This is a genomic window from Nonomuraea sp. 3N208 (genome assembly GCF_052245935.1).
Taxonomy (GTDB): Bacteria; Actinomycetota; Actinomycetes; order Streptosporangiales; family Streptosporangiaceae; genus Nonomuraea.
Genome location: NZ_JBQQBR010000036.1, coordinates 1 through 26,894 on the forward strand (window position 1 = coordinate 1; position 26,894 = coordinate 26,894).

Annotated in this window: 29 protein-coding genes and 1 pseudogene; 19 read left to right on the plus strand and 11 right to left on the minus strand. The window is 70.6% G+C overall.

Annotation, left to right across the window (positions count from 1 at the left end):
• Positions 1-114 precede the first annotated feature (114 nt).
• Positions 115-1,197, plus strand: a complete 1,083-nt coding sequence (locus ACTWPT_RS41950; protein WP_443183111.1) for a bifunctional adenosylcobinamide kinase/adenosylcobinamide-phosphate guanylyltransferase — start codon at positions 115-117, stop codon at positions 1,195-1,197.
• 39 nt (positions 1,198-1,236) lie between these two features.
• On the opposite strand, the gene ACTWPT_RS41955 is transcribed toward ACTWPT_RS41950, so the two are convergent.
• A complete protein-coding gene (locus ACTWPT_RS41955) occupies positions 1,237-2,037 on the minus strand; it encodes an ABC transporter ATP-binding protein (RefSeq protein WP_443183112.1) in 801 nt (266 codons plus the stop codon).
• Positions 2,038-2,070: 33 nt separating this feature from the next.
• On the opposite strand from ACTWPT_RS41955, the gene ACTWPT_RS41960 reads away from it, so the two are divergent.
• On the plus strand, positions 2,071-2,853 hold the full coding sequence (locus tag ACTWPT_RS41960) for an adenosylcobinamide-GDP ribazoletransferase (RefSeq protein ID WP_443183113.1): 783 nt from the start codon (positions 2,071-2,073) through the stop codon (positions 2,851-2,853).
• Positions 2,854-2,920: 67 nt separating this feature from the next.
• Here the strand turns inward: ACTWPT_RS41960 and ACTWPT_RS41965 are convergent, their stop codons facing one another.
• The 3 genes from ACTWPT_RS41965 to ACTWPT_RS41975 are packed head-to-tail and all read right to left on the minus strand — an operon-like array spanning position 2,921 to position 5,123.
• Entirely contained in the window at positions 2,921-3,820 is a 900-nt protein-coding gene (locus tag ACTWPT_RS41965) for a CPBP family intramembrane glutamic endopeptidase (protein ID WP_443183114.1), read from the minus strand.
• Complete coding sequence (locus ACTWPT_RS41970) at positions 3,817-4,779, minus strand: hypothetical protein (RefSeq protein ID WP_443183115.1); 963 nt, start codon at positions 4,777-4,779, stop codon at positions 3,817-3,819. The genes ACTWPT_RS41965 and ACTWPT_RS41970 overlap by 4 nt, the downstream gene beginning before the upstream one ends.
• Positions 4,776-5,123: a GntR family transcriptional regulator gene (locus tag ACTWPT_RS41975; protein ID WP_443183116.1), complete on the minus strand. Its 348-nt coding sequence runs from the start codon at positions 5,121-5,123 to the stop codon at positions 4,776-4,778. Before ACTWPT_RS41975 ends, ACTWPT_RS41970 begins: the two co-directional genes overlap by 4 nt.
• A gap of 104 nt (positions 5,124-5,227) precedes the next feature.
• Here ACTWPT_RS41975 and ACTWPT_RS41980 point away from each other — a divergent pair, with 104 nt between their 5' ends.
• From ACTWPT_RS41980 to ACTWPT_RS42040, 13 genes are all read left to right on the plus strand, one after another.
• Positions 5,228-6,697 (plus strand): leucyl aminopeptidase, encoded by a 1,470-nt coding sequence (locus ACTWPT_RS41980; protein ID WP_443183117.1) that lies wholly within the window; start codon positions 5,228-5,230, stop codon positions 6,695-6,697.
• Positions 6,698-6,748: 51 nt separating this feature from the next.
• Positions 6,749-8,113 (plus strand): dihydrolipoyl dehydrogenase, encoded by a 1,365-nt coding sequence (gene lpdA, locus ACTWPT_RS41985; RefSeq protein ID WP_443183118.1) that lies wholly within the window; start codon positions 6,749-6,751, stop codon positions 8,111-8,113.
• 38 nt (positions 8,114-8,151) lie between these two features.
• Entirely contained in the window at positions 8,152-9,609 is a 1,458-nt protein-coding gene (gene sucB, locus ACTWPT_RS41990; RefSeq protein WP_443183119.1) for a 2-oxoglutarate dehydrogenase, E2 component, dihydrolipoamide succinyltransferase, read from the plus strand.
• A 218-nt stretch (positions 9,610-9,827) separates the two neighbouring features.
• Positions 9,828-10,721 (plus strand): TIGR01777 family oxidoreductase, encoded by an 894-nt coding sequence (locus ACTWPT_RS41995; protein WP_443183120.1) that lies wholly within the window; start codon positions 9,828-9,830, stop codon positions 10,719-10,721.
• A gap of 38 nt (positions 10,722-10,759) precedes the next feature.
• Positions 10,760-11,497, plus strand: coding sequence for a Type 1 glutamine amidotransferase-like domain-containing protein (locus ACTWPT_RS42000; RefSeq protein WP_443183121.1), 738 nt, complete (start codon positions 10,760-10,762; stop codon positions 11,495-11,497).
• A gap of 38 nt (positions 11,498-11,535) precedes the next feature.
• Complete coding sequence (gene lipB / locus ACTWPT_RS42005; RefSeq protein WP_443183122.1) at positions 11,536-12,231, plus strand: lipoyl(octanoyl) transferase LipB; 696 nt, start codon at positions 11,536-11,538, stop codon at positions 12,229-12,231.
• Positions 12,232-12,458: 227 nt separating this feature from the next.
• Positions 12,459-13,388 (plus strand): lipoyl synthase, encoded by a 930-nt coding sequence (gene lipA, locus ACTWPT_RS42010; protein ID WP_443183123.1) that lies wholly within the window; start codon positions 12,459-12,461, stop codon positions 13,386-13,388.
• A gap of 114 nt (positions 13,389-13,502) precedes the next feature.
• Positions 13,503-14,459: an AraC-like ligand-binding domain-containing protein gene (locus ACTWPT_RS42015; RefSeq protein ID WP_443183124.1), complete on the plus strand. Its 957-nt coding sequence runs from the start codon at positions 13,503-13,505 to the stop codon at positions 14,457-14,459.
• A 106-nt stretch (positions 14,460-14,565) separates the two neighbouring features.
• Positions 14,566-14,952, plus strand: a complete 387-nt coding sequence (locus ACTWPT_RS42020) for a VOC family protein (RefSeq protein WP_443183125.1) — start codon at positions 14,566-14,568, stop codon at positions 14,950-14,952.
• The gene (locus tag ACTWPT_RS42025) at positions 14,928-15,740 is read left to right on the plus strand and encodes an alpha/beta fold hydrolase (RefSeq protein ID WP_443183126.1); all 813 of its coding nucleotides are present in this window, start codon (positions 14,928-14,930) and stop codon (positions 15,738-15,740) included. The genes ACTWPT_RS42020 and ACTWPT_RS42025 overlap by 25 nt, the downstream gene beginning before the upstream one ends.
• Before the next feature lie 42 nt (positions 15,741-15,782).
• Positions 15,783-18,233: a beta-glucosidase family protein gene (locus ACTWPT_RS42030; RefSeq protein WP_443183127.1), complete on the plus strand. Its 2,451-nt coding sequence runs from the start codon at positions 15,783-15,785 to the stop codon at positions 18,231-18,233.
• 64 nt (positions 18,234-18,297) lie between these two features.
• A complete protein-coding gene (locus ACTWPT_RS42035; protein WP_443183128.1) occupies positions 18,298-18,978 on the plus strand; it encodes a DUF4191 domain-containing protein in 681 nt (226 codons plus the stop codon).
• Complete coding sequence (locus ACTWPT_RS42040; protein WP_443183129.1) at positions 18,978-19,742, plus strand: class I SAM-dependent methyltransferase; 765 nt, start codon at positions 18,978-18,980, stop codon at positions 19,740-19,742. The genes ACTWPT_RS42035 and ACTWPT_RS42040 overlap by 1 nt, the downstream gene beginning before the upstream one ends.
• Positions 19,743-19,746: 4 nt before the next feature.
• On the opposite strand, the gene ACTWPT_RS42045 is transcribed toward ACTWPT_RS42040, so the two are convergent.
• Entirely contained in the window at positions 19,747-20,208 is a 462-nt protein-coding gene (locus tag ACTWPT_RS42045; RefSeq protein ID WP_443183130.1) for an RDD family protein, read from the minus strand.
• A 77-nt stretch (positions 20,209-20,285) separates the two neighbouring features.
• On the opposite strand from ACTWPT_RS42045, the gene ACTWPT_RS42050 reads away from it, so the two are divergent.
• Positions 20,286-21,398, plus strand: coding sequence for a hypothetical protein (locus tag ACTWPT_RS42050; protein ID WP_443183131.1), 1,113 nt, complete (start codon positions 20,286-20,288; stop codon positions 21,396-21,398).
• Positions 21,399-21,524: 126 nt separating this feature from the next.
• A complete protein-coding gene (gene glnA / locus ACTWPT_RS42055; RefSeq protein WP_443183132.1) occupies positions 21,525-22,949 on the plus strand; it encodes a type I glutamate--ammonia ligase in 1,425 nt (474 codons plus the stop codon).
• Between the two features lie 27 nt (positions 22,950-22,976).
• Here glnA and ACTWPT_RS42060 read toward each other — a convergent pair whose 3' ends face one another.
• On the minus strand, positions 22,977-23,336 hold the full coding sequence (locus ACTWPT_RS42060) for a tyrosine-type recombinase/integrase (protein ID WP_443183232.1): 360 nt from the start codon (positions 23,334-23,336) through the stop codon (positions 22,977-22,979).
• Between the two features lie 94 nt (positions 23,337-23,430).
• On the opposite strand from ACTWPT_RS42060, the pseudogene ACTWPT_RS42065 reads away from it, so the two are divergent.
• Positions 23,431-24,169, plus strand: a pseudogene (locus tag ACTWPT_RS42065) (SLC13 family permease).
• On the opposite strand, the gene ACTWPT_RS42070 reads toward ACTWPT_RS42065, so the two are convergent.
• From ACTWPT_RS42070 to ACTWPT_RS42085, 4 genes are all read right to left on the minus strand, one after another.
• Positions 24,070-24,462: a hypothetical protein gene (locus ACTWPT_RS42070; RefSeq protein ID WP_443183133.1), complete on the minus strand. Its 393-nt coding sequence runs from the start codon at positions 24,460-24,462 to the stop codon at positions 24,070-24,072. The pseudogene ACTWPT_RS42065 and the gene ACTWPT_RS42070 overlap by 100 nt on opposite strands.
• 9 nt (positions 24,463-24,471) lie before the next feature.
• Positions 24,472-24,945, minus strand: a complete 474-nt coding sequence (locus ACTWPT_RS42075; RefSeq protein ID WP_443183134.1) for a hypothetical protein — start codon at positions 24,943-24,945, stop codon at positions 24,472-24,474.
• A 232-nt stretch (positions 24,946-25,177) separates the two neighbouring features.
• Complete coding sequence (locus ACTWPT_RS42080; protein WP_443183135.1) at positions 25,178-25,393, minus strand: helix-turn-helix domain-containing protein; 216 nt, start codon at positions 25,391-25,393, stop codon at positions 25,178-25,180.
• Entirely contained in the window at positions 25,393-25,998 is a 606-nt protein-coding gene (locus tag ACTWPT_RS42085) for a DUF2975 domain-containing protein (protein WP_443183136.1), read from the minus strand. Before ACTWPT_RS42085 ends, ACTWPT_RS42080 begins: the two co-directional genes overlap by 1 nt.
• A 507-nt stretch (positions 25,999-26,505) precedes the next feature.
• On the opposite strand from ACTWPT_RS42085, the gene ACTWPT_RS42090 reads away from it, so the two are divergent.
• A complete protein-coding gene (locus ACTWPT_RS42090) occupies positions 26,506-26,628 on the plus strand; it encodes a hypothetical protein (RefSeq protein ID WP_443183236.1) in 123 nt (40 codons plus the stop codon).
• On the opposite strand, the gene ACTWPT_RS42095 is transcribed toward ACTWPT_RS42090, so the two are convergent.
• Positions 26,594-26,875 (minus strand): ATP-binding protein DrrA1-3 family domain-containing protein, encoded by a 282-nt coding sequence (locus ACTWPT_RS42095; RefSeq protein ID WP_443183137.1) that lies wholly within the window; start codon positions 26,873-26,875, stop codon positions 26,594-26,596. The genes ACTWPT_RS42090 and ACTWPT_RS42095 overlap by 35 nt on opposite strands.
• Positions 26,876-26,894 lie beyond the last annotated feature (19 nt).

Consider the following 26,894-nt stretch of genomic DNA (forward strand, 5'->3'; position numbering starts at 1 on the left):
GCCGCGCCAAGCCCTCCGTCCCGGCGGCCCGGTAGGGGCCCCCGCGGCCGGACCCGCCGACGACCGCCCCGGTGGGGCGCCCGCGGTCCGGCGCCCCTCTGTACGCTCGGCGCGGTGAAGGTCCTTCTCTCCGGTACGGGGGGCGGCGCGGGCTGGCCCGAGCCCGGCTGCCGATGTGCCTCCTGCGCCGGGCTGCCGCCGGGGCACCACCGCCCGTTCGAGCTGGTCGTGGACGGCGCCGTCCGATTTCCGTTCGCTGAGGTCCCGCGCGGCTACCGGGTCTGCGGCGGCGGCCTCGGGCTGGTCGGCCCGGACGGCGCGGCGCTGCTGTGCGTGCCACCGGGCCTGGAACCGCCGCCCGGCCCCGGCGGGGCCACCCGGTACGACGACGAACCCTCCCGGTACGACGCGGTGCTGATCGACCTGCTGGACCGGCCCGAGCGGCTCGGCGAGCTGCGGCGGGCGGGGCTGGTGGACGCGGCGACCCGGGTGGTGGCGGTCGGGCTGGACCATCGGGTGCGGTCGGAGGAGGAGCTCACCCGGCGGCTTCGGCTGTGGGGCGCGGTGGCCACGCCGGACGGGACCGCGCTGGACATCGCGCCGCCGAGAGCGGCTGCCCAGGGGCCTGCTGGAAGCGCGCAGGCGGCGGCCGGGCAGCAGCCGGCGGCTCGCACCCCGCAGGTGCGGCGGGCGTTGTTGCTGGGTGGGGCGCGGTCAGGAAAGTCGGCCGAGGCCGAATTGCGGCTGGCGGCCGAGCCGTACGTGACCTATGTCGCGACCGGGCCGGACGGGGCGGGCGACGGCGAATGGGCCGCGCGGGTGCGGGCGCACCGGGCCCGGCGGCCCGCGCACTGGGACACCATCGAGACCACCGACCTGGCCGCGACGATCGCGAACGCCACCGCACCGCTGTTGATCGACGGGCTCGGGACCTGGCTGGCGGCGGTGTTCGACGAGCATGCGGCCTGGGAGGGCGACCGGGCGCCGGTCGGCGGCCGGTGCGAGGAGCTGGTGGCGGCGTGGCGGCAGGCGCCGGAGCCGATCGTGGCGGTGTCCGACGAGGTGGGGATGGGGGTGGTGCCTGCGACGGCCAGCGGGCGAGCGTTCAGAGACGCGCTCGGCCGGCTCAACGAGCGCCTCGCCGCCGAGTCCGAGTACGTGGCGCTGGCGGTCGCGGGCCGGCTCCTGGAGCTGTGACCCGCGGAATCGGCCCGCAAGCGCGGCCGGGATGCGCCGTCAGGGGCGGACGGCGCGGGCGTACCAGCGGCCGTCCAGCCGGTCCACGTGCAGGGGGCGGCCGAAGCAGTCGGAGAGGTTCGCCGGGGTCAGCACGTCGGCGATCGGCCCGGCGGCCAGCACCCGGGCGTCGCGCATGAGCATGGCGTGGGTGGTCGTCGCCGGCACCTCCTCCAGGTGGTGCGTCACCGTCACGGTCGTGAGCACGGGCCTGGTCGCGGCCAGGTCCTCGACGGCGGTGATGAGGTCTTCCCGCGCCGGCAGGTCGAGCCCCGCGAACGGCTCGTCGAGCAGCACCAGCGCCGGGTCCGCCATGAGCGCCCTGGCGATCCTGATCCTGGCCCGCTCACCCTGCGAGCACACGCGGAACGGCCGGTCCGCCAAGTCCTTGCAGCCCATGTCGGCCAGGAGGCGTTGGGCCCGGTCCCGCTCGCCGTCGCCGTACTTGTCCCACAGCGGAACGCTCGACCCCGTGTGCCCGGTGAGCACCACCGTGTGCGCGGTCGCTCCTTCCTCCTCCATGAGCTCCTCGTCGATGAGCCGCTGGCTGGAGGCGACCAGGCCGATGTGGCGGCGCAGCTCCCGCACGTCGACCCGGCCGAGCCGGTGACCGAGCACTTTGACCGTGCCCTCGCTGGGGTGACGTACGGCACCGGCCAGCGACAGCAACGTCGTCTTGCCCGCGCCGTTGGGGCCGAGGATCACCCAGTGGTCGCCGTAGTCCACCTGCCAGTCGACCGCGTCGAGCAGCGACTTGCCGACAACCCGGACGCCTACGTCTTCGAGTTCAACCACGTGCATCCCGCCACCCTAGTGGGCCTACGATCGTCGGATATGCGACTCGTGCACGGGCTGCGGTTCGCGGTCGGGACGCTCAGCGTGTTACCCGTACGGGTCGAGCGCGTGGATCGGGAGGTCGCGGGGCAGGCCATGACGCTGGCTCCGGTCGTCGGGCTGGCGCTCGGCGTGCTCGCCGGGCTGCCCCTGGGTCTGCCCGTGCCCGCGTTGCTGGGTGCGGCGCTGGCGATCGGGCTGCTGGCCCTGCTGACCCGGGGCCTGCACCTGGACGGGCTGGCCGATCTGGCGGACGGGCTGGGCAGCGGCAAGCCCGCCGATCAGGCGCTCGACATCATGAAGAAATCGGACATCGGGCCATTCGGCGTGATGGCTCTGGTGTTCACGTTGCTCGTCCAGGTGGCTGCACTGGCGGAGGCCGGATTCGCGGCCCTGGTGACGGCCTGCGTGGCGGGGCGGCTGGCGCTGACGTGGGCCTGCCGGGCGAGTGTCCCCGCCGCCCGGCCGGACGGGTTGGGGGCGACGGTCGCCGGCACGGTACGCCCTTCCGCGCCGTGGCTCGTCACCCTGGCCGCCCTGCTCGCGTCCGCCGCCTTCGGCCTGTCCATCGACTGCCGCGTCTGGGACGGCGGGAGCCGGCCAGGGCTCGACCTGCCCGCCTTCCTCGCGCTGCCGCTCGGCCTGCTGACCGGGCTGGCGGCCGCCCTGCTGCTGCTCCGGCGCGCAAGGCGGCGCCTCGGCGGCATCACCGGCGACGTCCTGGGCGCGCTGGTGGAGACCGCCACAGCCGCCACGCTGGTGGCCTGCGCGATGCTCGGCTGAGCCCGCCCGGCGACTGATCGCGGCGGCCGGTCAGACGGCGCGCTCGGCAGCCTGCCGGGGCGGGCGGTCAGATGGCAGGCTCGGTGGCCGACTGCGGCGGGCGTACCGGGACGAAGCGGAGCAGAGCCGCGCAGATCACCGCGAGCAGAACCCATCCCACCAGGCCCGTCACCCCGACCAGTACCTCATTCGGCGGGGCGGCGGCGTCTCCGAGCAGGACGGCGGCCGGGGCCACCGCGTTCAGCGAGCCGTGCGCCACGACGGCGGGCCACACGCTGCCGGTGCGCAGCCGCAACCACCCGAGCAGCACCCCCGCCAGCACACAGAACCCGATGAAGTACAGTGCCGCCCACGACCCGAGCCGCGGGTAGTTGTAGCCGAGCAGCGTAAGGGGCGCATGCCAGACGCCCCAGATGGCGCCGGAGAGCAGCAGCCCGGCGAGGACGCCGTTCCCGGACACGAGCCGGGGCAGCAGCCAGCCGCGCCAGCCCCACTCCTCCCCCAGCGCCGGGATCGCGTTCAGCGCGGGACCGGCGAGCACCGCCAGCACGACCTGGATCGCGGCCACCGAGCCGAGGTCGGCGGGCACCGGCGCGCCGCGTCCCTCCAGCGCCGCCCTCAGCAGGCTGAGCCCGCCGAGGTCCAGCGAGGTCAGCCCGACCGCGGCGCTGAGCCCCATCGCGAGGAACACCAGCAGCGGGACGCCGAGCCAGGCGGCGAGCACCAGCGCGCCCGTGCGCCCCTTGCGCTCGCCGAGCGTCAGCCCGGTCTGCCTGGCCCATTCCTTGAACGGCGTGCGCGAGAGCGCCCACACCCCGAGCACTCCCACGGTGGGCGTGAACATCATCAGCGTGGCCAGTCCGGCCATCAGCGGCGAGCCGAGCCCGCCGCCGAACCAGATGGGCAGCACCGCCGCCCAGGACAGCCCGAAGGCCAGGACGATGAAGATGAGCAGAGGTCTTTTCATAGTTCCACTCGTTCCGCGATGAGGGCGTTGATGAGGGAGGCACCGCGCGCGGCGTCGTCGATGCTGATGGCCAGCTGCCCGCCGCCACGGTAGCCGAGCACCAGGCATTCGCCGCCGCGCAGCATGATGGTGGCACTTCCTGGCAGGCCGCGGATGCCCCATCCGCCGACTCGGCTCGGATGGCGCACCTCCGCCCAAGCCGACTCGATCTTGGAGAGCGGGATCCTGCGCACCGGCCAGCCCAGCGGCCCGAACTGGATGACCACCCGGTCGTCCCCGGCCCGTACGGAGACCGACGAGGTCAGGACCCCGAGCACCAGCACGAGGACCAGCACGGCCAGGACCAGGAGCGCCGGCACGACCGGCACGATTCCCGCGAGGAACAGCGCGGCCAGAACGGCGATGGCGGCCCCCGCGACGGCGGTGATCAGGCTGAGCCAACCGTTGGCGACGTGGCCGACCCAGACGGTCCGCTGCCCGGCCCTCAGTGGCAGGAGCGGCGGCCGCAGGCCGGCGGGCGCGGGCTCGTCGGGCGCTCCCCTGCCCAGGTAGCCGGCCGCCAGGGCGGTGGCGAGCGCCGCGCCGACGACCGCGAGGACGGCCCAGCCCGGCAGCCGCGCCTCGCCCCAGTCCGGCGCGTCCAGGTTGGCCAGCACGGTCGTGACGTTCATGCCGAACGCGAACACGCCCATGCCGAACAGCACGCCCCACCAGAACATCCGGCCCTGCCTATGGGACTGGGCCCGCGCCGCGGCCAGCAGGCCGAGCCACGGCACCACCCAGACCAGCACCACCATCGCCACGTACGCGGTGAACGGCATCGAGCCGTCCGGCCGCGCGCCCGGCCCCCAGTGCGTGGCCAGCGGGTCGGGCAGCCGGTCTCGCACGGTCAGGGGCAGCAGGATCTGGGCGACGAGGACGAACAGGCCCCACGCGGGGGCGGCTACTCGGGCGTTCATGGCAGCTCCTCCAAGATGGCGATGAGGTCGTCGCGGCCGTAGCCGTGTTTCCTGGCCTCGTCCAGCAGCTCGCGCGCCTGCTGCACCAGCAGGGCGCGCCCGCCGGTCTGGCCGGCGACGCTGACGCCGCGCCCGCGCCTGAACTCCAGGAGCCCCTCGTCCCGCAGGTCGCGCAGCGCCCGCAACACGGTGTTGGGGTTGATGCCGAGCACCTGGGCCAGGTCGCGCGCGGGCGGCAGGCGGTCTCCGGGGCCGTAGGAGCCGTCCCCTATCGCGCGCCGGATCGCGCCGGCCACCTGCTCGTGCAGGGGCCGCGCGTCGTTGAGATCGAGCGTCAGTAGCATGGTGCTAATGACACTAGCACCATGTCTCAGAAAGCGCGACCGAGCATTTGTAGGATGAACCCCTGTTTGTGAGTACGCAGAAACCCTGGATAGCATCGGTTTACGTGACCACTGTGCGGCTGAACTCAGCAGATCCCGTCTCCCTGGACACCGACGCATTGATCGTCGGATTCACGTCAAGCGAGGAAGGTCCCAGCCCCGCCACGGGCGCCGAGTCCCTGGACGCGGCCTTCGGCGGCAGGCTGGCCGCGTCGCTCGGCACGGTGGCCTTCTCCGGGAAGGCCGGGGAGCTGGCCAAGCTGCCCACGTTCGGCGCCATCGCCGCCCCGCTGCTGGTCGCGGTCGGACTCGGCGACTCCTACGACGCCGAGGGGCTGCGCCGCGCCGCCGGCGCCGCCGTACGGTCCCTCGCCGGCACCTCGCGCGCCGCCCTCGCCCTGCCCGCGGGCTCCCCCGAGGAGGCCGAGGCGGTCGCGCTCGGCGGCCTGCTCGGCGCCTACTCCTTCTCCCGTTACCGCACGAACGGCGAGCAGAAGCCGCCGGTGGCCGAGCTGACCGTGATCTCCGGGCAGCCCGAGGCCCTCGCCAAGCGCGCGGGCGTGCTGGCCGAGTCCGTCGCGCTGGTCCGCGACCTGGTCAACACGCCGCCTTCGGACCTGTGGCCGGCCAAGTTCGCCGAGATCGCCGAGCAGGCGGGCGGCAAGGTGGGGCTGAGCGTCGAGGTGCTCGACGAGAAGCAGCTCAAGGACGGCGGCTACGGCGGCCTCATCGGCGTCGGCCAGGGCTCGGCCAACCCGCCGCGCCTGGTCCGCCTCTCCTACAACCACCAGGACGCCGGCAAGACCCTCGCCTTCGTGGGCAAGGGCATCACATTCGACTCGGGCGGCCTGTCGCTCAAGCCGTCCAACGCGATGGACTGGATGAAGTCGGACATGGGCGGCGCGGGCGCGGTGCTCGGCGCTCTGATCGGCATCGCCAGGCTCGGCCTGCCGGTCAACGCCGTCGGCTACCTGTGCCTGGCCGAAAACCTGCCGAGCGGCACCGCGCAGCGCCCCTCCGACGTCCTGCACAGCTACAGCGGCAAGACGGTCGAGGTGCTCGACACCGACGCAGAGGGCCGCCTGGTGCTCATGGACGGCATCGCCAGAGCCGCGGAGGACGGTCCGGACGTGATCGTCGACGTGGCCACGCTCACCGGCGCGCAGATCGTCGCGCTCGGCTGGCGCACCTCCGGCGTCATGGCCAACGACGACGCGCTCAGGGAGCTGGTCGTCGAGGCCGCGGGTGCGGCCGGCGAGGGCGCGTGGGGCATGCCGCTGCCTGAGGAGCTGCGCAAGGGCCTCGACTCGCCGATCGCAGACCTCGCCAACCTCCAGCCTGAGCGGTGGGGCAGCATGCTCGCGGCGGGCATCTTCCTCAAGGAGTTCGTCCCGAACGGGCTGCGCTGGGCGCACATCGACATGGCCGGTCCCGCCTTCAACAAGGGGGAGCCGTACGGTTACACCCCGAAGGGCGGGACCGGAGCCATCACCCGTACGCTCATCGGACTGGCCGAGCGGCACGCAAGCATCTGAAACAAATGAAAAGATGGCGGCATCACGAACACCCCGACAAGGAGCCTTCCTGTGGCCTATGACATCGTCGTCCTAGGGGGCGGCAGCGGCGGTTACGCTTGCGCGCTTCGGGCGGCTGAGCTGGGCAAGTCGGTCGTCCTCATCGAAAAGGACAAGATCGGCGGCACCTGCCTCCACAGGGGATGCATCCCCACGAAGGCCCTGCTGCACTCGGCCGAGGTCGCCGACGAGACCCGCGAGAGCGAGGCCTTCGGCGTCATGGCCCGCTTCGAGGGCATCGACGTGCAGGGCGTGCACGCGTTCAAGGACAAGATCGTCACGCGGGCCTGGAAGGGCGTGCAGGGCCTGCTGAAGGGCGCGGGCGTGACGATCGTCGAGGGCGAGGGCCGGCTGGTCGGCGCCAACAGGGTCCAGGTGGGCCAGGACGTCTACGAGGGCCGCAACATCGTGCTGGCCACCGGCTCGGCGCCCAAGTCGCTGCCCGGCCTGGAGATCGACGGCGAGCGCGTCATCACCAGCGAGCACACGCTCAGGATGGACCGCGTGCCCACCTCGGTGATCGTGCTGGGCGGCGGCGTGATCGGCGTCGAGCTGGCCAGCGTCTACCGCTCGTTCGGCGCCGAGGTCACGATCGTGGAGGCGCTGCCGCACCTGCTGCCGACCGAGGAGGAGTCCAGCTCCAAGCTGCTCGAGCGGGCCTTCCGCCGCCGGGGCATCAAATACGAGCTGGGCGTCTTCTTCGACAGCGCCAAGACCACGGAGACGGGCGTCGTCGTCACGCTGGCCAGCGGCAAGACCCTCGACGCCGAGCTGCTGCTGGTCGCCGTCGGCCGCGGCGCGGTCTCCTCGGGCCTGGGCTTCGAGGAGCAGGGCATCGCCATCGAGCGGGGCGCGGTCGTGGTCGACGAGCACTGCCGCACCTCCGTGCCGGGCGTCTACGCCATCGGCGACCTGATCCCGACCCTGCAGCTGGCCCACGCCGGCTTCGGCGAGGGGATCATGGTGGCCGAGCACATCGCCGGGCTCAACCCGCCGCCCATCGACTACGCGGGCGTGCCGCGCATCACCTATTCCGACCCCGAGGTCGCCTCGGTGGGGATCACGTCGAAGCAGGCGGCCGAGCGCGGCATCGAGATCGTCGAGCAGGTCTACGACCTCGCGGGAAACCCCAAGAGCCAGATCCTCGGCACCTCGGGCGCGGTCAAGGTCATCGCTCAGAAGGACGGTCCGGTCGTCGGTGTCCACATGGTGGGCCGGCGCATCGGCGAGCTCGTCACGGAAGGCCAGCTGATCTACAACTGGGAGGCGCTGCCCGCAGAGGTCGCCCAGCTCATCCACGCACACCCGACCCAGTCCGAGGCCATGGGTGAGGCGATGCTGGCCCTGGCCGGCAAGCCGTTGCACGTACACAACTAGTCCAGCCCTCGAGATTAGAACGCGAGAGAAGAATAACGATGCCGGTCTCCGTACAGATGCCCCAGCTCGGCGAGAGCGTGACCGAGGGCACCGTAACCCGTTGGCTGAAGAAGGAGGGCGAGCGCGTCGAGGCTGACGAGCCGCTCCTCGAAGTGTCGACCGACAAGGTCGACACCGAGATCCCGTCACCGTCCGCGGGTGTGCTCACCAAGATCGTCGTGGCTGAGGACGAGACGGTCGAGGTCGGGGCCGAGCTCGCCGTCATCGACGAGAACGCCCAGCCGGGCGCCGCCGCGCCGGCTCCGGAAGCGCCGGCCCCCGCGCAGGCGCCCGCTCCGCCGGAGCCCGAGCCGGAGCCCGCCCCCGCGCCGGCCCCGCCGGTCTCCTCGATCCCGCAGCCTGCCCCGGCGCAGCCCACCCCGCCGCCGGCCCCGGCTCCCGCGCCTGCTCCGCAGGCCGCTCCCCCGGTGCAGCCGGCCGCCGAGCCGACCCCGCTGCCGTCGGGCGAGAGCCCCTACGTCACGCCGCTGGTGCGCAAGCTCGCCAACGAGCACGGCGTCGACCTCGACTCGATCAACGGCACCGGCGTGGGCGGCCGTATCCGCAAGCAGGACGTGCTCGAGGCGGCCAAGACGCAGCGCGAGAAGGCCGCCGCGGCCCAGGCCGCTCCGGCGCCCGCCGCCGCTCAGCCCGCTCCGGCCGCCGCCGCCCCGGCTCCGGCCGCGCAGGCCCCGGCCGCCGCGGTGCCCGAGCCGGTGGCGGTCGACACGACGCTGCGGGGCCGTACGGAGAAGATGTCGCGGCTGCGTCAGACCATCGCCAAGCGCATGGTCGAGTCGCTGCAGACCGCCGCGCAGCTCACCTCCGTCGTCGAGGTGGACGTCACCAAGATCGCGCGGCTGCGGGCGAAGGCGAAGGACGACTTCCTCCGCCGCGAGGGCGTGAAGCTGACCTTCACCCCGTTCTTCGCGATGGCCACCGTCGAGGCGCTCAAGCAGCACCCGAAGCTCAACGCGACGATCAACAACGAGACCAACGAGGTGACCTACTTCGACGTCGAGAACCTCGGCCTCGCGGTGGACACCGAGCGCGGCCTGCTCGCGGCCGTCGTCAAGAACGCCGGCGACCTCAACCTGGCCGGTCTCGCCCGCAAGATCACCGACGTCGCCGAGCGCACCCGCAACAACCAGGTGACGCCCGACGAGCTCACCGGCGGCACGTTCACGCTGACCAACACCGGCAGCCGGGGCGCGCTGTTCGACACGCCGATCCTCAACCAGCCGCAGGTCGGCATGCTGGGCACCGGCGCCGTCGTGAAGCGGCCCGTGGTGGTCGACACGCCTGAGGGCGAGGTCATCGCGGTGCGGTCGATGGTCTACCTGGCGCTGACCTACGACCACCGCCTGGTGGACGGGGCGGACGCGGCGCGCTTCCTGACGACGGTGAAGCGCCGTCTCGAGGAGGGCCGTTTCGAGGCCCAGCTCGGCCTCGCATAAGGGGTTCGATGAGGGAGGCCGGGCGGGTTCCGCCCGGTCTCTTTCGTTCTGTCACCGAATGCCTGCCGCCTCCTGGGAGGCAACCTTGGTGCGGCGGCGCACCGCGTGCTGAAGGCGGCGCGCGTGGCCTGCTCCCCCGCCGGGCGGTCGGCGAAGCGGGAGGCATGGCGATGTGGTCGGTGCGGCGCACCCGCGGGCGCGCCGCGTAGGGTGAACGTATGGCGATCATCGTGACGGGGGCGTCGGGGTTGCTCGGCACGGCGCTGGTGGCGGCGCTGCAGGCCGAGGGGCAAGAGGTCGTCAGGCTAGTGCGCCGGGAGCCCAGCAGCCCGGACGAGGCCTACTGGCAGCCTGCCGAGCAGGAGGTCGACCTGGCCGCGCTGAACGGCGCCGAGGCCGTCGTACACCTGGCCGGGGCGTCGATCGGGGACAAACGGTGGACCGCGGCGTACAAGCGGGAGCTCCTCAGCAGCCGGGTGCAGAGCACCCGGGTGCTCGTGGACGCCCTGCGTGCCCTGCCCAAGCCGCCCGAGGTGCTCCTGTCGGCCTCCGGAGTGGACTTCTACGGTGACACCGGCGACCGGGAGATCGACGAGAGCGAGCGCCGGGGCACGGGGTTCCTGGCAGACCTGTGCGTGCAGTGGGAGGCCGAGGCGCGGCGGGCCGGCGAGGCGGGCATCAGGACCGTGCAGGTGCGGTCCGGGCTGGCGCTGAGCCGGCGGGGCGGGGTGCTGGGCCGGGTGTTGCCGATCTTCAAGCTGGGGCTGGGAGCGCCGCTGGGGTCGGGGAAGCAGTACTGGTCGTGGATCTCCATGCACGACTGGGTGGGGGCCGCACGGCATGTCCTGAAAAATCGGGATGTGGCCGGGCCGGTCAACTTCACCTCGCCCTCCCCCGTCACCAACACCGAGTTCACCCGTGCCATCGCAAAAGCCCTGGGCAGGAGCATGATGCCGATGCCGGTCCCGGCGTTCGCGCTGTCCATAGGGCTCGGTGAGTTCGCCCGCGAGGGGCTGCTGCCCAGTCACCGCGTCCTGCCGCGCACACTGCTCGACAGCGGCTACGGCTTCACCCATACCAGTCTCGACGAGGCGCTGAGCGCCGTACTCTAGGGGCCGTTCATCCTTCTTTCAGGTGGGAGATCTTTGACATGATCCGGTCAGGACAGTCGCACATCCTCGCGATCGGAGGCGGCTCGTTCCGCCCGAGCCAGCGCTACGGCTTCTTGGAGGCGAGCGGACTGCTGCGCTACGGGCTCGACCTGACCGGCCAGGACCGGCCGAAGCTCGGCCTGCTGGCCACCGCCACCGGTGACGCCTCGGACTGGCTGCTGAAGATGTACGGCGCGTTCGCGGGCTGGGACGTCGAGCTGAGCCACTTGACGGTGTTCCCGATGCCCAACGTGGCCGACCCCAAGGCGTGGATCATGGAACAGGACATGATCTACGTGAGCGGCGGCAGTGTGGCCAACCTCATAGCGTTGTGGCGGCTGCACGGCCTGGACGAGGCGTTCGAGCAAGCCTGGCGGGCCGGGGTGGTGCTCACGGGGCAGAGCGCCGGCGCCCTGTGCTGGCACGTGGGCGGCAACACCGACTCCTTCGGCCCCGAGCTGCGGCCCTGGGCCGACGGGCTCGCGCTGCTGCCCTACTCGTGCGGCGTCCACTACGACTCCGACCCGCAGCGGCGCACGCTGCTGCACGAGTCGGTGGCCGGCGGCGAGCTGCCTGCGGGGTACGCCGCCGACGAGGGCGTCGGCCTCCACTATGTGGGCACCGAGTTCATCCAGGCGGTGTCCGTCGAGCCGGGCGGCTCCGCCTACCGGCTGGAACACGACGGGTCGGGCGGGGTCAAGGAGTTGAGGATCGAGCCTCGTCTCCTCACCGCCTGAATTTCCCTTCAAGGGTGAGGGAACGGCACAATAGGCTCATGCGCCCCACCCACGGGGACGATCCCCACGCACTTGCCATCGTCCGCCTCGGCGTCGACGTCCCCTACGAGCAGGCCTGGTCGCTTCAGCGCTGGGTGCACGGCAAGCGCGTGGCGGGCGAGCTGCCCGACACCGTCCTGATCCTCGAGCACGCGCCCGTCTACACCGCGGGAAAGCGCACGGCCCCGCAGGAGCGCCCGTCCGACGGCACGCCGGTCATCGACGTCGATCGGGGCGGCCGGCTCACCTGGCACGGTCCCGGGCAGCTCGTCGCCTATCCGATCATCGGCGACGTCACGGACGTGATCACGTACGTCTGCCGCCTGGAGGAGACGATGATCCAGGTGTGCGCCGACTTCGGCGTCACGGCGCGGCGGGTGTCCGGCAGGGGCGGTGTGTGGGCGATCGGCGATCCGAGCCTGGGGCTGCCTGATCGCCAGCTCGGCGCGGTCGGCATCCGCGTCTCGCGCGGCGTCACCATGCACGGCTTCGCGATCAACTGCGCTAACGACCCCCGCTGGTTCAACCGCATCGCCCCGTGCGGACTGCCCGACGTGGGCGTCTCCTCGCTGTCGGCGGAGACCGGCCGGCGCATCGTCGTCGAAGAGGTGCTGCCGATCGCGGAGAAGCGGCTGGCCGAGACGCTCGGCATGGAGGCGTTCGAGCTGCACGAAGAGGACCTCCTCAGGAGGTAACCCGATCGGCAGCGCAAGCGGACTCACTGCTCGCGTGGCTGCTCGGCGGCCTGAGCCTGGCCATCGGCTGGGTGCTGCGGCCACGCCTGGCCCGGCTGCCCGCCGACGCCGAGACCGGCTACGACCGGGTGGGTCTGCCGCGCACGCCGACCGGCACCGGCCACGCCTTCGGCCTCATCTCGTGACCCTTGAGCGGGCCGGTTCACCGGGAGACGTAAGCTGAGGAGGTGACCGTTGCTCCTGAAGGCCGAAAGCTCCTCCGCCTGGAGGTGCGCAACGCCGAAACCCCTATCGAGCGCAAGCCCCCGTGGATCAAGACCAAGCTCAGGACGGGCCCCGAATACACCGAGCTGAAATCGCTCGTGCGCCGCGAGGGCCTGCACACGGTCTGTGAAGAGGCGGGCTGTCCCAATATCTACGAGTGCTGGGAAGACCGCGAGGCGACCTTCCTCATCGGCGGCGACCAGTGCACGCGCCGCTGCGACTTCTGCCAGATCGACACGGGCAAGCCGAAGGAGTATGACCGCGACGAGCCTCGCCGGGTCGCCGAGTCCGTCGAGCAGATGGGCCTGAAGTACGCGACCGTGACCGGCGTGGCCCGCGACGACCTGCCCGACGGCGGGTCCTGGCTCTACGCCGAGACCGCCCGTCAGATCCACGCCCTGCTGCCCGGCTGCGGCGTCGAGCTGCTGGTGCCCGACTTCAACGGCAACCGCGACCAGCTGGAGGAGGTCTTCTCCAGCAAGCCGGAGGTGTTCGCGCACAACGTGGAGACGGTGCCGAGGATCTTCAAGCGCATCCGTCCCGCGTTCCGCTACGACCGTTCGCTCGCGGTGATCACGATGGCCCGCGAAGCCGGGCTGGTCACCAAGTCCAACCTGATCCTGGGCATGGGCGAGACCCGCGAGGAGATCGTCGAGGCCATGCGTGACCTGCACGCGGCCGGCACGGACCTGCTGACGATCACGCAATACCTGCGGCCGACGCCCCGCCACCACCCGGTGGAGCGGTGGGTGAAGCCGGAGGAGTTCGTCGAGCTGCAGGCCGAGGCCGAGGCGATCGGGTTCGCCGGCGTCCTGTCCGGGCCGCTGGTCCGCTCGTCCTACCGGGCGGGCAAGCTCTACAAGCAGGCCATAGAGGCTCGCCAGACCGCTTGAGATCAATCGAGGACAGCCCCGGGCGCGTCGCCCGGGGCTGCTTCATGCGGATTTCTTCCGCGCGTCTGGGGGCCTCGTTACGATGGCGGGGCAGCCGACGGAGGGGCACGGGGGATGGCCGTAGTGATCCGCACCAGTGACCTGCCGGCCAAGCGCCGCCACGACGCCTGGCGGAGCATCGTGTGCGACACGCTCGGCCCCCTCGACTTACGCATCGATCCTGACGCGCCGCTGCGCGGCGAGATCGAGATGGGGCGGCTCGGTCCTGTGGGTGTCGGCCGGATCCGCACGTCCACTCCGCACAGCGTGCATCGCACCGCCGGGCTGATCCACCGCGACAACCCCGATCTCTACCGGGTGGTGCTGGCCCTCGCCGGCAGCCCGCGCCTCGCCCAGGACGATCGGCACACGCAGCTGAGCCGGGGCGAGTTCGCGATCTACGACTTCACCCGGCCGTACGAGCTGGCCTATGACAGCGCGGTGCAGCTGGCCGTGTTCAGCTTCCCGCACGACCTGCTCTCCCTGCCCCACGGCTCGGTCGCGGCGCTCACGGCGCTGCCCATCAGCGCCGACTCCGGCGCCGGCGCGCTGGCCGTGCCGCTGCTGCGCCGGGTGGCCACGGACCTGGACACGTACGCGCCGGCCAGCGCGGCCCGGCTGTCGACCGTGGTGATGGACCTGGTCAGCACCGCGGTAGCCGAGCGCCTGGAGCTGACGCGGATCCTGCCGGCCGACTCACGGCAGCGGACGCTGCTGCTGCGCGTGCACGCGTTCATCGAGCAGCGCCTGGGCGAGATCGACCTGGCCCCGGGCGCGATCGCGACCGCGCACCACATCTCCGTGCGCTACCTGCACCGGCTGTTCGAGGCCGAGAACACGACGGTGGCCGCCTGGATCAGGCAGCGGCGGCTGGAACGCTGCCGCGCGGAGCTCGCCAGGAGCGGGGACGAGCCGGTGAGCGCGATCGCGGCCCGGTGGGGGCTGCCGGACTCCGCGCACTTCAGCAGACTGTTCCGGCGCGCGTACGGGATGCCGCCCGCCGAATACCGCCGCGCCAGCATCGAGCGCTGAAACACGGTGCGCTGAACGTCAATCCGCCTGGCACCCAGATCCAAGACCGGCGAGCCCTTCGTCAGCAGACTGGAGGCATCAACGATCGAGGGAAGGGATCAGGAAAATGCAGCTCTTCGTCAATCTGCCGGTCAAGGACCTGGACCGGTCGAAGGAGTTCTTCACCGGGCTCGGCTTCCAGCTCTTCGGCATGGCCGAGGGCATGGCCTCAGTGATCATCAGCGAGGAGACGCAGGTGATGTTGCTGACCGAGCCGGTGTTCGCCTCGTTCATCACCAAGGACGTCGCCGACGCCGGACGGGCCACCGAGGCGATCCTGGTGCTCGGGATGGAGAACCCGCAGCAGGTGGACGAGCTGGTGGACAAGGCCCTGGCGGCCGGCGCGACCCCGGCGGGCGTCAAGCACGAGGACGGCTTCAGGTACCAGCGCGGCTTCGCCGACCTGGACGGTCACCACTGGGAGGCGCTGTGCCTGGTGCAGCCCGCGTCCTGAGCGGCACGGCGGTCTCCGCCGACGGCACCACGATCGTGTTCGACACCTACGGCTCGGGCCCGGCGGTGATCCTGGTCGCCGGGGCGATGATGGGGCGCGTGCACCCCACACTGGCCGGTGTGGGGGCGACACTGGCGCCGTGGTTCACGGTCTGCTCTTACGACCGCAGGGGCCGCGGCGACAGCGGGGACACGCCGCCGTACGCGGTCGAGCGGGAGGTCGAGGATCTGGCCGCCGTCATGGCGGCGGCCGGCGGGTCCGCCATGGTGTTCGGCGGCTCGTCCGGAGCGGCGCTGGCGCTGGAGGCCGCGGTGCGGCTGCCGGGCATCGGCAAGCTGGCGTTGTGGGAGCCGCCGTACCACGTGGACGACAGCGCGCCCGCGCTCCCGTACGACTTCGCGGCGCGGCTGACCGCGCTGGTCGAGGCGGGCAGACGGGCGGAGGCCGTCGAGCGGTTCCTGGTGGAGGCGGCCGAGGTGCCGGTCGAGGCGGTGGCCGGGATGCGGGAGCACGCGTTCTGGGCGCAGGCGGAGGCGGTCGCGCCCACGCTGGCGTACGAGGCCGCCGTGCTGGGTCCCGGCAACGCGCTGCCCGCCGGGCGGTTCGCCGCGATCACGCGGCCCACGCTCGTGCTCAACGGCGAGGACAGTCCCGGGTGGATGCGGAACGCGGGCGCGGCGGTCGCGGCGGCGGTGCCGAGCGCGGTGCACCGGGTGCTGGAGGACCAGGCGCACGACGTGGCCGTGGAGGCTCTGGTGCCGGAGTTGCTGGAGTTCTTCGCGCTTTAGGTAACGCTAAGGTAACAAACCTATCAAGTGGTTGGTTTTCTGGTGAAGACTGAGCTGGTGGACTTCGATGAACTGATCACCCGCCTGGACCTGGCCACCAAGATCGGACTGCTCACCGGGGCGGACATGTGGTCGCTCCCGCCGGTTCCCGAGATCGGCCTGGACCGGCTCGTGATGAGCGACGGGCCCATCGGCGTGCGCGGCGAGCAGTGGAGCCCCGGCGACCCGTCGATCGCGCTGCCGAGCCCGACCGCGCTCGCCGCGACCTGGGACCTGGACCTGGTCAGGCGGGCCGGGCGGCTGCTCGCCCAGGAAGCCCGGCGCAAGGGGGTGCACGTGCTGCTCGCCCCCACGCTCAACCTGCACCGTTCGCCGCTCGGTGGGCGGCACTTCGAGTGCTTCTCGGAGGATGCGTACCTGACGGGTGAGGTCGGCGCGGCGTACGTCGAGGGCGTGCAGGAGGGCGGCGTGGCCACCACGCCCAAGCACTTCGTGGCCAACGACTTCGAGACCGACCGGTTCACCGTGGACGTCCGGGTGGATGAGCGGGTGCTGCGGGAGGTGTACCTGCGGCCGTTCGAGCGCGTGGTGCGGGCGGGCGCCTGGGGCGTGATGACCGCGTACAACTCGGTCAACGGCACGACCATGACCGAGCACGCGGAGCTGGTCAACGGGGTGCTGAAGGGCGAGTGGGGGTTCGACGGGTTCGTCGTGTCCGACTGGACGGCGGTGCGGTCCACCGAGGCCGCCGCCATGGGCGGGACCGATGTGGCGATGCCGGGGCCGCACGGGCCGTGGGGCGAGAAGCTGGAGGCGGCGGTGCGGGAGGGGCGGGTGCCCGAGGCCGTCATCGACGACCGGGTCCGCCGGATCCTGCGCCTGGCCGCACGCGTCGGCGCCCTCCGCACCCCGCCCTCACCTGGCACCTCTGATGGGGGTGTCGGTGGGAATGCGGACGCCGGCGAATGGGCGGATACGCTCACGGGCGCGAATGCCGACGCGAGCGCGGATGTGGGGATCCGTGACGAGGTGATCGATGGTGTGGCGCTGGCCCGTGAGGTCGCCGCGCGCGCCTTCACGCTGCTCACCAACGACGGCGTCCTGCCGCTCCAAGGCGCTCCGGCGATCGCCGTCATCGGCTCGGCCGCGAACAAGGCGCGCGTCATGGGCGGCGGCAGCGCCCAGGTCTTCCCCGATCGGATCGTCTCACCCCTGGAGGGTCTCGGCGCGCGCGCCGAGGTCCGGTACGCCCTCGGCACCGACCCCCGGGTCCGGCTGGCGCCGATCCCCTCCCCCGCCAGGGCCCTGTTCCTGGACGAGGCGGGCGGCGTGCTGGCCGAGCACCCACTGGCCGGCGGTGAGGCGCGCTGGATCGGCCAGCTGCCGCCGGACGTCGACGGCGACCGGCTCAAGGCGGTCCGGCTGGTGACCACGTACACGCCGGGGCTGTCGGGTGAGCACCAGCTGTCCGTCGTCGGCGCGGGCGCCTTCACCGTCACCGTGAACGGCGAGACCGTCTTCCACGACACCATCGATCCGCCGGGCGGCGACCCGGCCGCGGCGTTCCTGTCTCCGCCGGAGCAGCGGGTGAGCGTGCCGATGACGGCGGGTGAGCCGTACGAGGTGACCGTGACGCACCCCACGGGGGCGTTCGGCGGCATGGCGATCGTGTCCTTCACGCTCGGCCACGCCGACCCGAGCCCCGGCGAGGAAGCGCTCATGGCCGAGGCCGTGCGGGTGGCGGCGGAGTGCGACGTGGCGGTGGTCGTCGCCGGGACCACGCCGGAAGTGGAGAGCGAGGGCTTCGACCGTACCGACCTCAGGCTGCCGGGACGGCAGGACGAGCTGATCCGCGCGGTGGCCGCGGCCAACCCGCGCACGGTGGTCGTGGTCAACTCGGGCTCGCCGGTCGAGATGCCGTGGGCCGAGGAGGTGGCGGCGGTGCTGCTCACCTGGTTCCCGGGGCAGGAGGCGGGCGCCGCGCTGGCCGAGGTGCTGTTCGGAGACTCTGAGCCGGGGGGACGGCTGCCGACGACCTGGCCGCGCCGCCTGGAGGACGTTCCCGTGGCCGGCGTGACGCCCGTGGACGGGGCGGTGGCGTACGAGGAAGGGGCGTTCATCGGGTACCGGGCCTGGCAGCGGTCGGGGAAGGAGCCGGCGTTCTGGTTCGGGCACGGCCTGGGGTACACGACCTGGTCGTACGACTCCATCGCCGCCGAGGGCACCACTGTCACGGTGGCCCTCACCAACACCGGCGACCGCCCGGGCCGCGAGGTCGTGCAGCTCTACGTCGCCGACGGGGCCGAGCGGCGGCTGGCCGGGTTCGACGTGGTCGAGGCCGAGCCGGGGCAGACCGTGCTCACCACCGTCTTCCTGCCCGAGCGGGCCTTCCAGGTGTGGGAGGGCGGATGGCGTACGCTCACCGGCGAGCACACCGTCGAAGCGGCACGCCACGTGGCCGGCCCGCGGCTGTCCGTCACCGTCAAGATCTAGCCGTCGGCGAAATCGCCGGGCCGCGTTTCCCATAGTCCACCAGTTGGTTTGTATCCTTCAGAGCATGGCAAAGTCCGAGGAACCAGAGAAGCCGGGGCGCATCAAGCAGCTCCGCATGGTCGCGCAGATCATCAAGCAGGCCAATCCGAAGGGGATGCCGCTCGTCTTCCTCTCGGCGGTGGGCACGCTCGCTGTGGTCGTCGTGATCGGCCTGGTCACGGGCTATTTGTGGTATTCGGTCTTCATCGGCGTCCTGGCCGCGTTCACCGTCGGCCTGGTGGTGTTCGGTCAGCTCGCGCAGAGGGCGCAATACTCGATCCTGCATGGGCAGACCGGCGCAGCGGCCGCGGTGTTGCAGGGCATGCGGGGCAACTGGCAGGTCAACCCGGCCATCGCGGTCAACCGCGACCAGGACCTCGTGCATCTCGTGATCGGCTACCCAGGAGTCGTGCTGGTGTCCGAGGGGCCCGCCAACCGGGTGGGGAAGATGCTGGCGGCCGAGAAGAAGCGGGTCGCGCGGGTGGTGCTCGGCATCGAGATCTACGACATCCAGTGCGGTGACGGCGAGGGGCAGGTGCCGCTGGGCAAGCTGCAGCGCCATCTCATGAAGCTGCCGCGCAACCTGAAGAAGCCCGCGGTCAACGAGGTCAAGGACCGGCTGCGCTCGCTGCCGCGCAACATGCCGCTGCCCAAGGGCCCGATGCCCAAGGGCGCCCGCATCCCGCGCGGCCCCAAGATGCGCTAGTGCTGTCGGTTTCCTCGCGGGCCAACCGCGGCTGGTGGGACGGCAACGCCGACGACTACCAGGTGGAGCATGGCGAGTTCCTGCGTGACAGCGGGTTCGTGTGGTGCCCGGAGGGCGTGGACGAGGCCGACGCCCACCTGCTGGGAGACGTGCGCGGGCGGCGCGTGCTGGAGATCGGCTGCGGTGCGGCGCAGTGTGCGCGGTGGCTGGTGACGCAGGGGGCGCAGGTGGCGGCGTTCGACCTGTCGCACCGCCAGCTGCGCCACTCCCAGCGGATCGATCTCGACATGGGGCTGCACGTGCCGGTGGTGCAGGCCGACGCCGAGTCGTTGCCGTTCGCCGGCGCCGCCTTCGATCTGGCGTGCTCGGCGTTCGGGGCGCTGCCGTTCGTGGCCGACCCGCTCGCGGTGTTTCGTGAGGTACGCAGGGTGCTCCGGCCGGGCGGCCGGTTCGTGTTCTCGGTGAGCCATCCCATCCGGTGGGCGTTCCCCGACGATCCGGGGCCGCGCGGGCTGACCTCCGACCGGTCCTACTTCGACCGCTCCCCCTATGAGGAACGGGACGAACGGGGCACGGTCACGTACATCGAGCATCACCGGACGCTGGCCGACTGGGTGAACCTGCTGGTCGCCTCCGGCCTGACGATCACGGGGCTGCTGGAGCCGGAGTGGCCGGAGGGGCACGAGCGGGCGTGGGGCGGCTGGAGCCCGCTCCGCGGCCGGCACATCCCGGGCACGGCGATCTTCAGCTGCGTGCGTATCTAACGGGTCACATCCGTACGACCATCGTGTTGGACGCGCGGTCGTGGATGCCGCGATGGTCGCGGTCGAAGATCAGCGCGGGCACGGCCAGGCACAGCAGCACGGTGCGGACCAGCACGGGCAGCCAGCGGGGACTGCCCCCGTCCATCGCGGCAACCCTGATGCCCATCAGCCGGTGCCCGAACGTCTGCCCCATGAACCCGACCAGGATCAGGTATTGCACGGCGAACACCGCCATGGGCGCCCACGGCGACTCGGCCGGATTCATCCTCAGCAGCAGTTGCACGATGGCCCACGTGCAGATCACCCAGTCGATGACGATTGCGCCGATCCTGCGACCCCATCCGGCGATCGCCCCGCTGCCCTCCTCGGGCAGGCCCAGGCGCTGGCCGGGGTATCCGAGGTCGACCCCGGCGGCCCGGACCCCGCCGAGCCACGTCTGCGTCCACCGAGGCTCTTTGCTGCTCATGCCCTCCACGGTATCCGCCCGGTGCGCCGGGCGGCATTGTGACCCAACCGCGTCGTGGAGTGGCCACGATGTACGCCATGCCATACGGGGATGACCTTGACGAGCGTTTCAACGAGCTGGTCGCGCAGATCGACGCCGAAGAGCGGCGCAAGATGCGGGCCAGCGCCAAGAAGGAGGCCAGAACGGGCCGTCGGAGCAGCTCAGGACACCCGCCCCGGCGGGCCGGAGGCCCGTCGCAGGACTATGAATTAGCCGGGCCGCCGCGCCGAATCGGGCGGGTCTGGCTCGCGATGGCCACGATCACGGCGCTGATCGCGGCCGTCGGCGTCGTCATCACCCTCCGCCCCGACCTGCTGGCCCCCTCAGGCGCGATACCCGAGGAGACCATGCCGGTGGAGGCTGCCCCTGTGGCCGAGGAGCCGGAACCCGGGGAGACGGCGGGGCCGGAGGAGCCGGCGGCGGAGCAGACGGCGGCGGGGCCGTACGAGGGATCGACGGCGGCGGGGCCGTTCGAGGGGTCGACGGCGGAGAACTGGGCGGAGGGCGCGGATGGTTTCGTCATGCCCAAGGCCAAGGCGCTCGGCGGGCTGTCGAAGAAGCAGGTCGCCGAAGGCCTGGAGCGGGCGCGCGACCTGCTGGCGGCGGCGCATCTCGACCGCAAGACGCTCATGGGCGGCGAACCGACGCCGTTCATCAAGCTGCTCCATCCCGATCAGCGATCGTGGTTCCGCGAGAACCTCGATGGCGCGAAGAAGCAGAACACCAGGTCATGGGTGATGAGCTTCGCGCCGAAGACCGCCGAGCAGGCCACCGATGTGATCAAGGTGCACGGCAGGACGAAGCTCTCGGCCTTCAAGAAGGACGGGATCACCGGCGCCAAGCTCGAGACCAACCATTTGATCGTGTACGCGATCCAGCGCCCGGATCGGCCCGACACGACGATACGGCTGGTCAAGCACCACCGCGGCACCGTGCTCATGTACCGTGACGCACGGGGCACGGTCACCTGGATCACCGTTTGGGGCGGCAGCGCGACGCCCGCGCGGTGTGACGTACGCGACGGATACATCCACCCCGCGTACCGCGACTCAGCCCCTGACAGGGAAGGCCCGGCGGGCACGCCCATAGATCCATACGACCTCGACGAGGAGCGGAACGAGGGCAAGTGCCGCGCCGCCGAGAGGACATGATCGGCTTCCAGCGTGATCATGTGCCAGGCTGACCCTGCGTAACACGTGCGAAACAATCGAGACACCATACGGAAACGGCCAAGCCCTAGCGTCGGAATGATGGCCAGTCCCCAGGGAGGTTCGAGAGTGTTCAACTCCGCCGACGACGTCCTGAAGTTCATCAGTGACGAAGGGGTGCAATTCGTCGATGTCAGGTTCACCGACCTGCCGGGGACGACGCACCACTTCACCTTCCCGGTAGAGAACTTCAGCGGAAGCGTCTTCACCGACGGGCTCATGTTCGACGGCTCGTCGATTCGCGGCTTCCAAGCGATCCACGAGTCGGACATGCTTCTGCTGCCTGACCCGTCGAGCGCCGTGGTGGACCCGTTCCGCCAGCACAAGACGCTCAACATCAACTTCTTCGTGCACGACCCGCTGACCGGTGAGGCCTACAGCCGCGACCCGCGCAACGTGGCGCGCAAGGCGGAGGAATTCCTCAAGGGCACGGGCATCGCCGACACGGTCTACTTCGGCCCCGAGGCCGAGTTCTACATCTTCGACGACGTCCGCTTCGAGACGAAGCAGAACGCCGGCTACTACTACATCGACTCCATCGAGGGCGCCTGGAACACCGGCAAGGCGACCGAGGGCGGCAACCTCGGCTACAAGCCGCGCTACAAGGGCGGCTACTTCCCGGTCCCGCCGATGGACCACTTCACCGACCTGCGCTCGGAGATGGTCCGCAACCTCATCGAGAGCGGCATCGAAGTCGAGATGCAGCACCACGAGGTCGGCACCGCCGGTCAGGCGGAGATCGACTTCAAGTTCGGCACGCTGCTCAAGACGGCCGACAACCTGATGCTCTACAAGTACGTCATCAAGAGCACGGCACTCGAGTACGGCCACACGGTGACGTTCATGCCGAAGCCGATCTTCGGCGACAACGGCTCGGGCATGCACTGCCACCAGTCGCTGTGGAAGGACGGCTCGCCGCTCTTCTACGACGAGGTCGGCTACGCCGGCCTGTCGGACACGGCCCGCTACTACATCGGCGGCCTGCTCAAGCACGCCCCGTCGCTGCTGGCCTTCACCAACCCGACGGTCAACTCCTACCACCGCCTGGTGCCGGGCTACGAGGCGCCGGTCAACCTGGTCTACTCGCAGCGCAACCGGTCGGCCTGCGTCCGCATCCCGATCACGGGCTCCAACCCGAAGGCCAAGCGCATCGAGTTCCGCGTGCCGGACCCGTCATGCAACCCGTACTTCGCGTTCGCGGCCATGCTGATGGCGGGCCTCGACGGCATCCGCAACAAGATCGAGCCGCCGGAGCCGGTCGACAAGGACCTCTACGAGCTGCCGCCGGAGGAGGCCCGCAACATCCCGCAGGTTCCCGGCTCGCTCACCGACGTGCTCAACGCGCTGGAGGAGGACCACGACTACCTGCTCGAGGGCGGCGTGTTCACGCCTGACCTGATCGAGACGTGGATCTCATACAAGCGGGAGAACGAGGTGGACCCGATCCGGCTGCGTCCGCACCCGCACGAGTTCGAGCTCTACTACGACGTGTAGCCGGTGACCGCGCGGTGAGCTACATGTTCATCGCGCGGTTCTTGCCTGGTTCTGCCTCAGTTCCGTCCGAGCGGCAAGCACCGCATCGATCGCAGCCTGCGTCGACTCATCGGAGTCTGGCCACAGGTGCCCGTAGGTGTCGAGGGTCGTCTTGGCACTGGCGTGCCGTAGGCGGGCCTGGACGACCTTGACGTCGGCGCCGGAAGCAATCAGGAGCGACGCGAGGAAGTGCCGCAAGTCGTGGAATCGAAAGCCCGTGGGAAGGTCCTCTACCTTGCTGCGGGCATTTCGCATTGCACGCTCAAGCTTCCATGGGCCGACCTGTTCCCTGTTGCCGTCCGTCAGGAACGTTTCGGCACTGTAGCCGGCCTGGACATGGGCCGACAGTTCAAGGCGGCCCCGAGGGGGCCGTACGCGCCGTCGTCACGGCACGCCGCCGCCTCCCGCTAGCGCTCCCGGCGGACGGCTAAAGGCGCGGGCCATGCTGGCCATCTTCGCCGCCACCGTTCTCGGGCTGATCGCGCAGCCGATGCCACTGGCTGCGGTCGCGCTGACCAGGCTCGCCTTCACGATGATCGCCGGTGTGCTGGAGCCGGGCGCGGCGCTGAGCGGGTTGGCCGAGCCGACGATCTGGCTCATCGTGGCCGCCTTCTTCATCTCCATCGCCGTCACCAAGACCGGACTCGGACGACGCATCGCGCTGTGGTTCGTGGCCGCGCTCGGCAAGCGCAGCCTCGGCCTCGGATACGGCCTCGCGCTGACCCACCTGGTCCTGGCGCCCGCCACCCAGCAACACCGCCCGCTCCGGCGGTGTGCTGTACCCGATCATCACCTCGCTGAGCGAACAGGCCGGCTCGCGGCCGGACGAGCAGACCCGCCGTCGGCTCGGCGCCTACCTGACGGCGACCGCGATGGGTGTCAACGTGGTCGCCACCGCCATGGCGGCCAACCCACTGGTGCAGAAGTTCGCCGGCGAGCAAGGAGTCGAAATCAGCTGGCTGACGTGGAGCCGAGCCGGACGAGGCTACTCGCTGACGAGCAGCAGTACGGCAGCGTGTTGCGCCGGTAGTAACGCAGGCTTCGGACGGTCAGGCTCAGGAGCTGAAGGGTCGGTTGGCCGCTACAGGCAGCCCCACTTGATCGTGCTCATCAGTCCCCAGTCCACTACCATCTGGGTGCACCAATTGGAGCCGGTGGCCTTGAAGATGGTGTCGGTGTAGGCGACACACTTCTTCTCCTGCTTGCAGTCCTTTGTGGCGCGCGACTTGATGGTGTCGCCCTTCCTCAGGTTGATGGATATCTGAGGCCGCAACGCGCTGGAGCATTTCACGATTCCACGGCCGACGATCGTGCGCATGCCGACCTCGTGTCCCTGGATCGTCTTCACGCTCACCGAGCAGTTGGGGGGAATGTCGGCCGAGCTCGCCAGGGCCGCGGGCCCAGCCACGAGCGAGACGCTCACCGGCAGCAGCACGCTCAGCCGGCCGAGAACCTTGGTAACGATACGGAACATGACGACCCCCTATGCCGTGAACGATTCGGTGTAGGACTTCGTGACCGTGTCACGGAAACCATTGATCCACTGGGCTTTGACCTTCACCTTCCAGGTCTGGATGCCCGACGGGTTCTTCACCCGGAGGTTGACCTCGCAGATCATGTCCTGGGGCGGCGCGCCTTCCGGGTTGATCGGGCCCTCCTGGCAGATCTTCTTCTGGCCCACTTTGACGCCGTCCCTGTAGAGGGTCATCTCCAGCTTCACGCCATAGACGTAATCGCACGTTGAGCGGGCGTGAGCGTACACCTTCTTGGGCGGCTGGCCCGGCGCCGCCGAGGGGCCGCCCGCCACGTATGTCGTGCAGTTCGACGCGGCCGCCACCGACGCAGGGGCCAGGCTGCTGTCCGTGACGCCAGCGGCGGATGCCGGGTACGCCCCGGCCGCTACCGAGGCGATGGAGCCTGCCGCGAGTATGCAGGCGATCCGTTTGCTCTTGAGCATGGTGACGACTCTCCGATCGAGGGGTTACTTCACGAACTTGGCCGTGAGCGGGTTGCCGAGGTGGTTGAGACTGGCGTCCACCAATCTCCTTGTCGTGTTGGCTGTTACACCTACCGACGAAACAGCCCCGCAAGATGTGACAGCAGGTGAATGCGACGTACGTCTCCCCGTTTGTGCCTGTACACCTGGCGCATCCGGGCGCGATCAACTGTCGGCGATTGGTTGCCTCGGCCTATGACCGGTCGTACCGGAGGAGATCGCCCGGTTGACAGTCGAGGGCATCGCACAGGCGCACGAGGGTGGAGAAGCGGATCGCTTTGGCGTGGCCGTTCTTCAGGATTGACAGGTTGACAACGGTGATCTGCACTCGGTGCGACAGCTCGGTGAGCGTCATGCCGCGCTCCTTGAGCAGTTCATCCAGTCGTACACGGATGGTCGAATCGGCCATCAGATGGTGGCCTCGACCTCTTCGAGCAGCACCAGGCCACGCCGTACGATCTCCGAAACGGCCAGCACCGCGACTCCCGTCACGACCCCGGCCACCACTTCGCCCGACGGGGCGTAGAACGGGTAGCTCTTGGCCAACAGCATCGAGGCCAGAATCGGCTCGGCCACCATACCGAGCAGTCCCGTGGCGAGCGAGCCGATGATCAGGATCCAACCGAGGCGCCGCAGGTGGGCGGCGGTGACGGCGGAAAACAGCGCCCTGTCTCCCGATCTGGCCCTGCGCAGCGCGCGAACGACAGTGAACAGGGCGAGCAGTGTCGTCGTGACGCCCGGTGCCCACAGAAGCAGGTAGAGCAGCCCGACAAACGGCGCGGGCCCCTGGTGACGGACCGTCACGTCGGCGGTCGCGCTGACGATCGCGGCATCCGGGGCCGCCATGCCCGCGACCGGCACGTCGAACACCCGCAAGGGGACGCCGATGCCATTGCCGGTACCGATGAAAGCGATCAGGGCGGTGTAGAGCAGCAGGCCCAGGGCGCCCAGGCAGGCCAGGACCAGGAAGAGGGTCAGCAGGGTTTCGAGCCGGGTGAGCCATCTCGCAGACATAACGATAATCGTAAATAACGAGATTCGTTATGTCTAGCGCAGCCGGGGAAACGAGTTTCGTGCGCATCAGTGTCCTTCGTCCTTCCGGGTCTGTTGTCGTCTTCCGGGAGCCCCACGGGCTGCGCCGCTTCGCGTTGAAGGCGCGCCGCCGCGCCCGGGCAGAGCACCGCGGCCGCCGTCGAGCGATTCCTCGACTCCATCACCGCGGCCACCACCCGCGCCGGCTACGCCCAGACCCTCAGCCACCTGGCCACCATCACCGGCCCGGAGCGGCAGAGCCAACCAGCTCCCGCCGCCCCTGCTCCTCGTCCGAGCGGGTGTGCTTGACCAGCAGGATGACGCTGGCCAGGGCGGCGAAGAGCATGGTGGCCGCGGCCCCGCTGCTGGGCGGCGGCCGCGCCCAGACTGTCGCCGTACGCCGGTCCCTGCAGCAGCAGGATCACGGGGTTCCGGACGATCTCGCTGACGTAGTTCAGGCGTGCTTCCGTTGGGGGGAGCAGCTGCCCGATGGTGGCCACCGTCGTCGCGACGAAGAAGGTGACCGACCAGATCCACGCCGGCTGCGAGACGCGGTCGCGGCGCAGGATCAGCCGGATCAGTGCTGATGTGTTCCTCGGTAGTGCCTCATGAACAGTTCCTCCAGGGTGGGGGGTTGTGCGGCGAGGTCGCGCACGCCGTATTCCGCCAGCCGGGCCAGCACGTCGCCGATGCGGTCGGTGTCGGCCTGGAAGCGCACGCGATGCCCGTCGACGCTGAGGTCGTGGACACCGGGAATGCCGTCAGCCGGAACTTTGGTGAGTTCGGCTGTGACCGAGGTGCGGGTGAGATGGCCAGCCCGCAAGGGGCTCCCGGTTGTGACGTCGCGCACCCATGTCACAGTCGAGCGGAGCGCGTCG

Coding starts and splice junctions, on each gene's coding strand:
- ACTWPT_RS41955 (WP_443183112.1), bottom strand. CDS start 2,037: ATGCACGTGGTTGAACTCGAAGACGTAGGCGTCCGGGTTGTCGGCAAG.
- ACTWPT_RS41960 (WP_443183113.1), top strand. CDS start 2,071: ATGCGACTCGTGCACGGGCTGCGGTTCGCGGTCGGGACGCTCAGCGTG.
- ACTWPT_RS41965 (WP_443183114.1), bottom strand. CDS start 3,820: ATGAAAAGACCTCTGCTCATCTTCATCGTCCTGGCCTTCGGGCTGTCC.
- ACTWPT_RS41970 (WP_443183115.1), bottom strand. CDS start 4,779: ATGAACGCCCGAGTAGCCGCCCCCGCGTGGGGCCTGTTCGTCCTCGTC.
- ACTWPT_RS41975 (WP_443183116.1), bottom strand. CDS start 5,123: ATGCTACTGACGCTCGATCTCAACGACGCGCGGCCCCTGCACGAGCAG.
- sucB (WP_443183119.1), top strand. CDS start 8,152: ATGCCGGTCTCCGTACAGATGCCCCAGCTCGGCGAGAGCGTGACCGAG.
- ACTWPT_RS41995 (WP_443183120.1), top strand. CDS start 9,828: ATGGCGATCATCGTGACGGGGGCGTCGGGGTTGCTCGGCACGGCGCTG.
- ACTWPT_RS42000 (WP_443183121.1), top strand. CDS start 10,760: ATGATCCGGTCAGGACAGTCGCACATCCTCGCGATCGGAGGCGGCTCG.
- lipB (WP_443183122.1), top strand. CDS start 11,536: ATGCGCCCCACCCACGGGGACGATCCCCACGCACTTGCCATCGTCCGC.
- ACTWPT_RS42015 (WP_443183124.1), top strand. CDS start 13,503: ATGGCCGTAGTGATCCGCACCAGTGACCTGCCGGCCAAGCGCCGCCAC.
- ACTWPT_RS42020 (WP_443183125.1), top strand. CDS start 14,566: ATGCAGCTCTTCGTCAATCTGCCGGTCAAGGACCTGGACCGGTCGAAG.
- ACTWPT_RS42035 (WP_443183128.1), top strand. CDS start 18,298: ATGGCAAAGTCCGAGGAACCAGAGAAGCCGGGGCGCATCAAGCAGCTC.
- ACTWPT_RS42045 (WP_443183130.1), bottom strand. CDS start 20,208: ATGAGCAGCAAAGAGCCTCGGTGGACGCAGACGTGGCTCGGCGGGGTC.
- ACTWPT_RS42050 (WP_443183131.1), top strand. CDS start 20,286: ATGCCATACGGGGATGACCTTGACGAGCGTTTCAACGAGCTGGTCGCG.
- ACTWPT_RS42070 (WP_443183133.1), bottom strand. CDS start 24,462: ATGTTCCGTATCGTTACCAAGGTTCTCGGCCGGCTGAGCGTGCTGCTG.
- ACTWPT_RS42075 (WP_443183134.1), bottom strand. CDS start 24,945: ATGCTCAAGAGCAAACGGATCGCCTGCATACTCGCGGCAGGCTCCATC.
- ACTWPT_RS42080 (WP_443183135.1), bottom strand. CDS start 25,393: ATGGCCGATTCGACCATCCGTGTACGACTGGATGAACTGCTCAAGGAG.
- ACTWPT_RS42085 (WP_443183136.1), bottom strand. CDS start 25,998: ATGTCTGCGAGATGGCTCACCCGGCTCGAAACCCTGCTGACCCTCTTC.
- ACTWPT_RS42090 (WP_443183236.1), top strand. CDS start 26,506: ATGGTGGCCACCGTCGTCGCGACGAAGAAGGTGACCGACCAGATCCAC.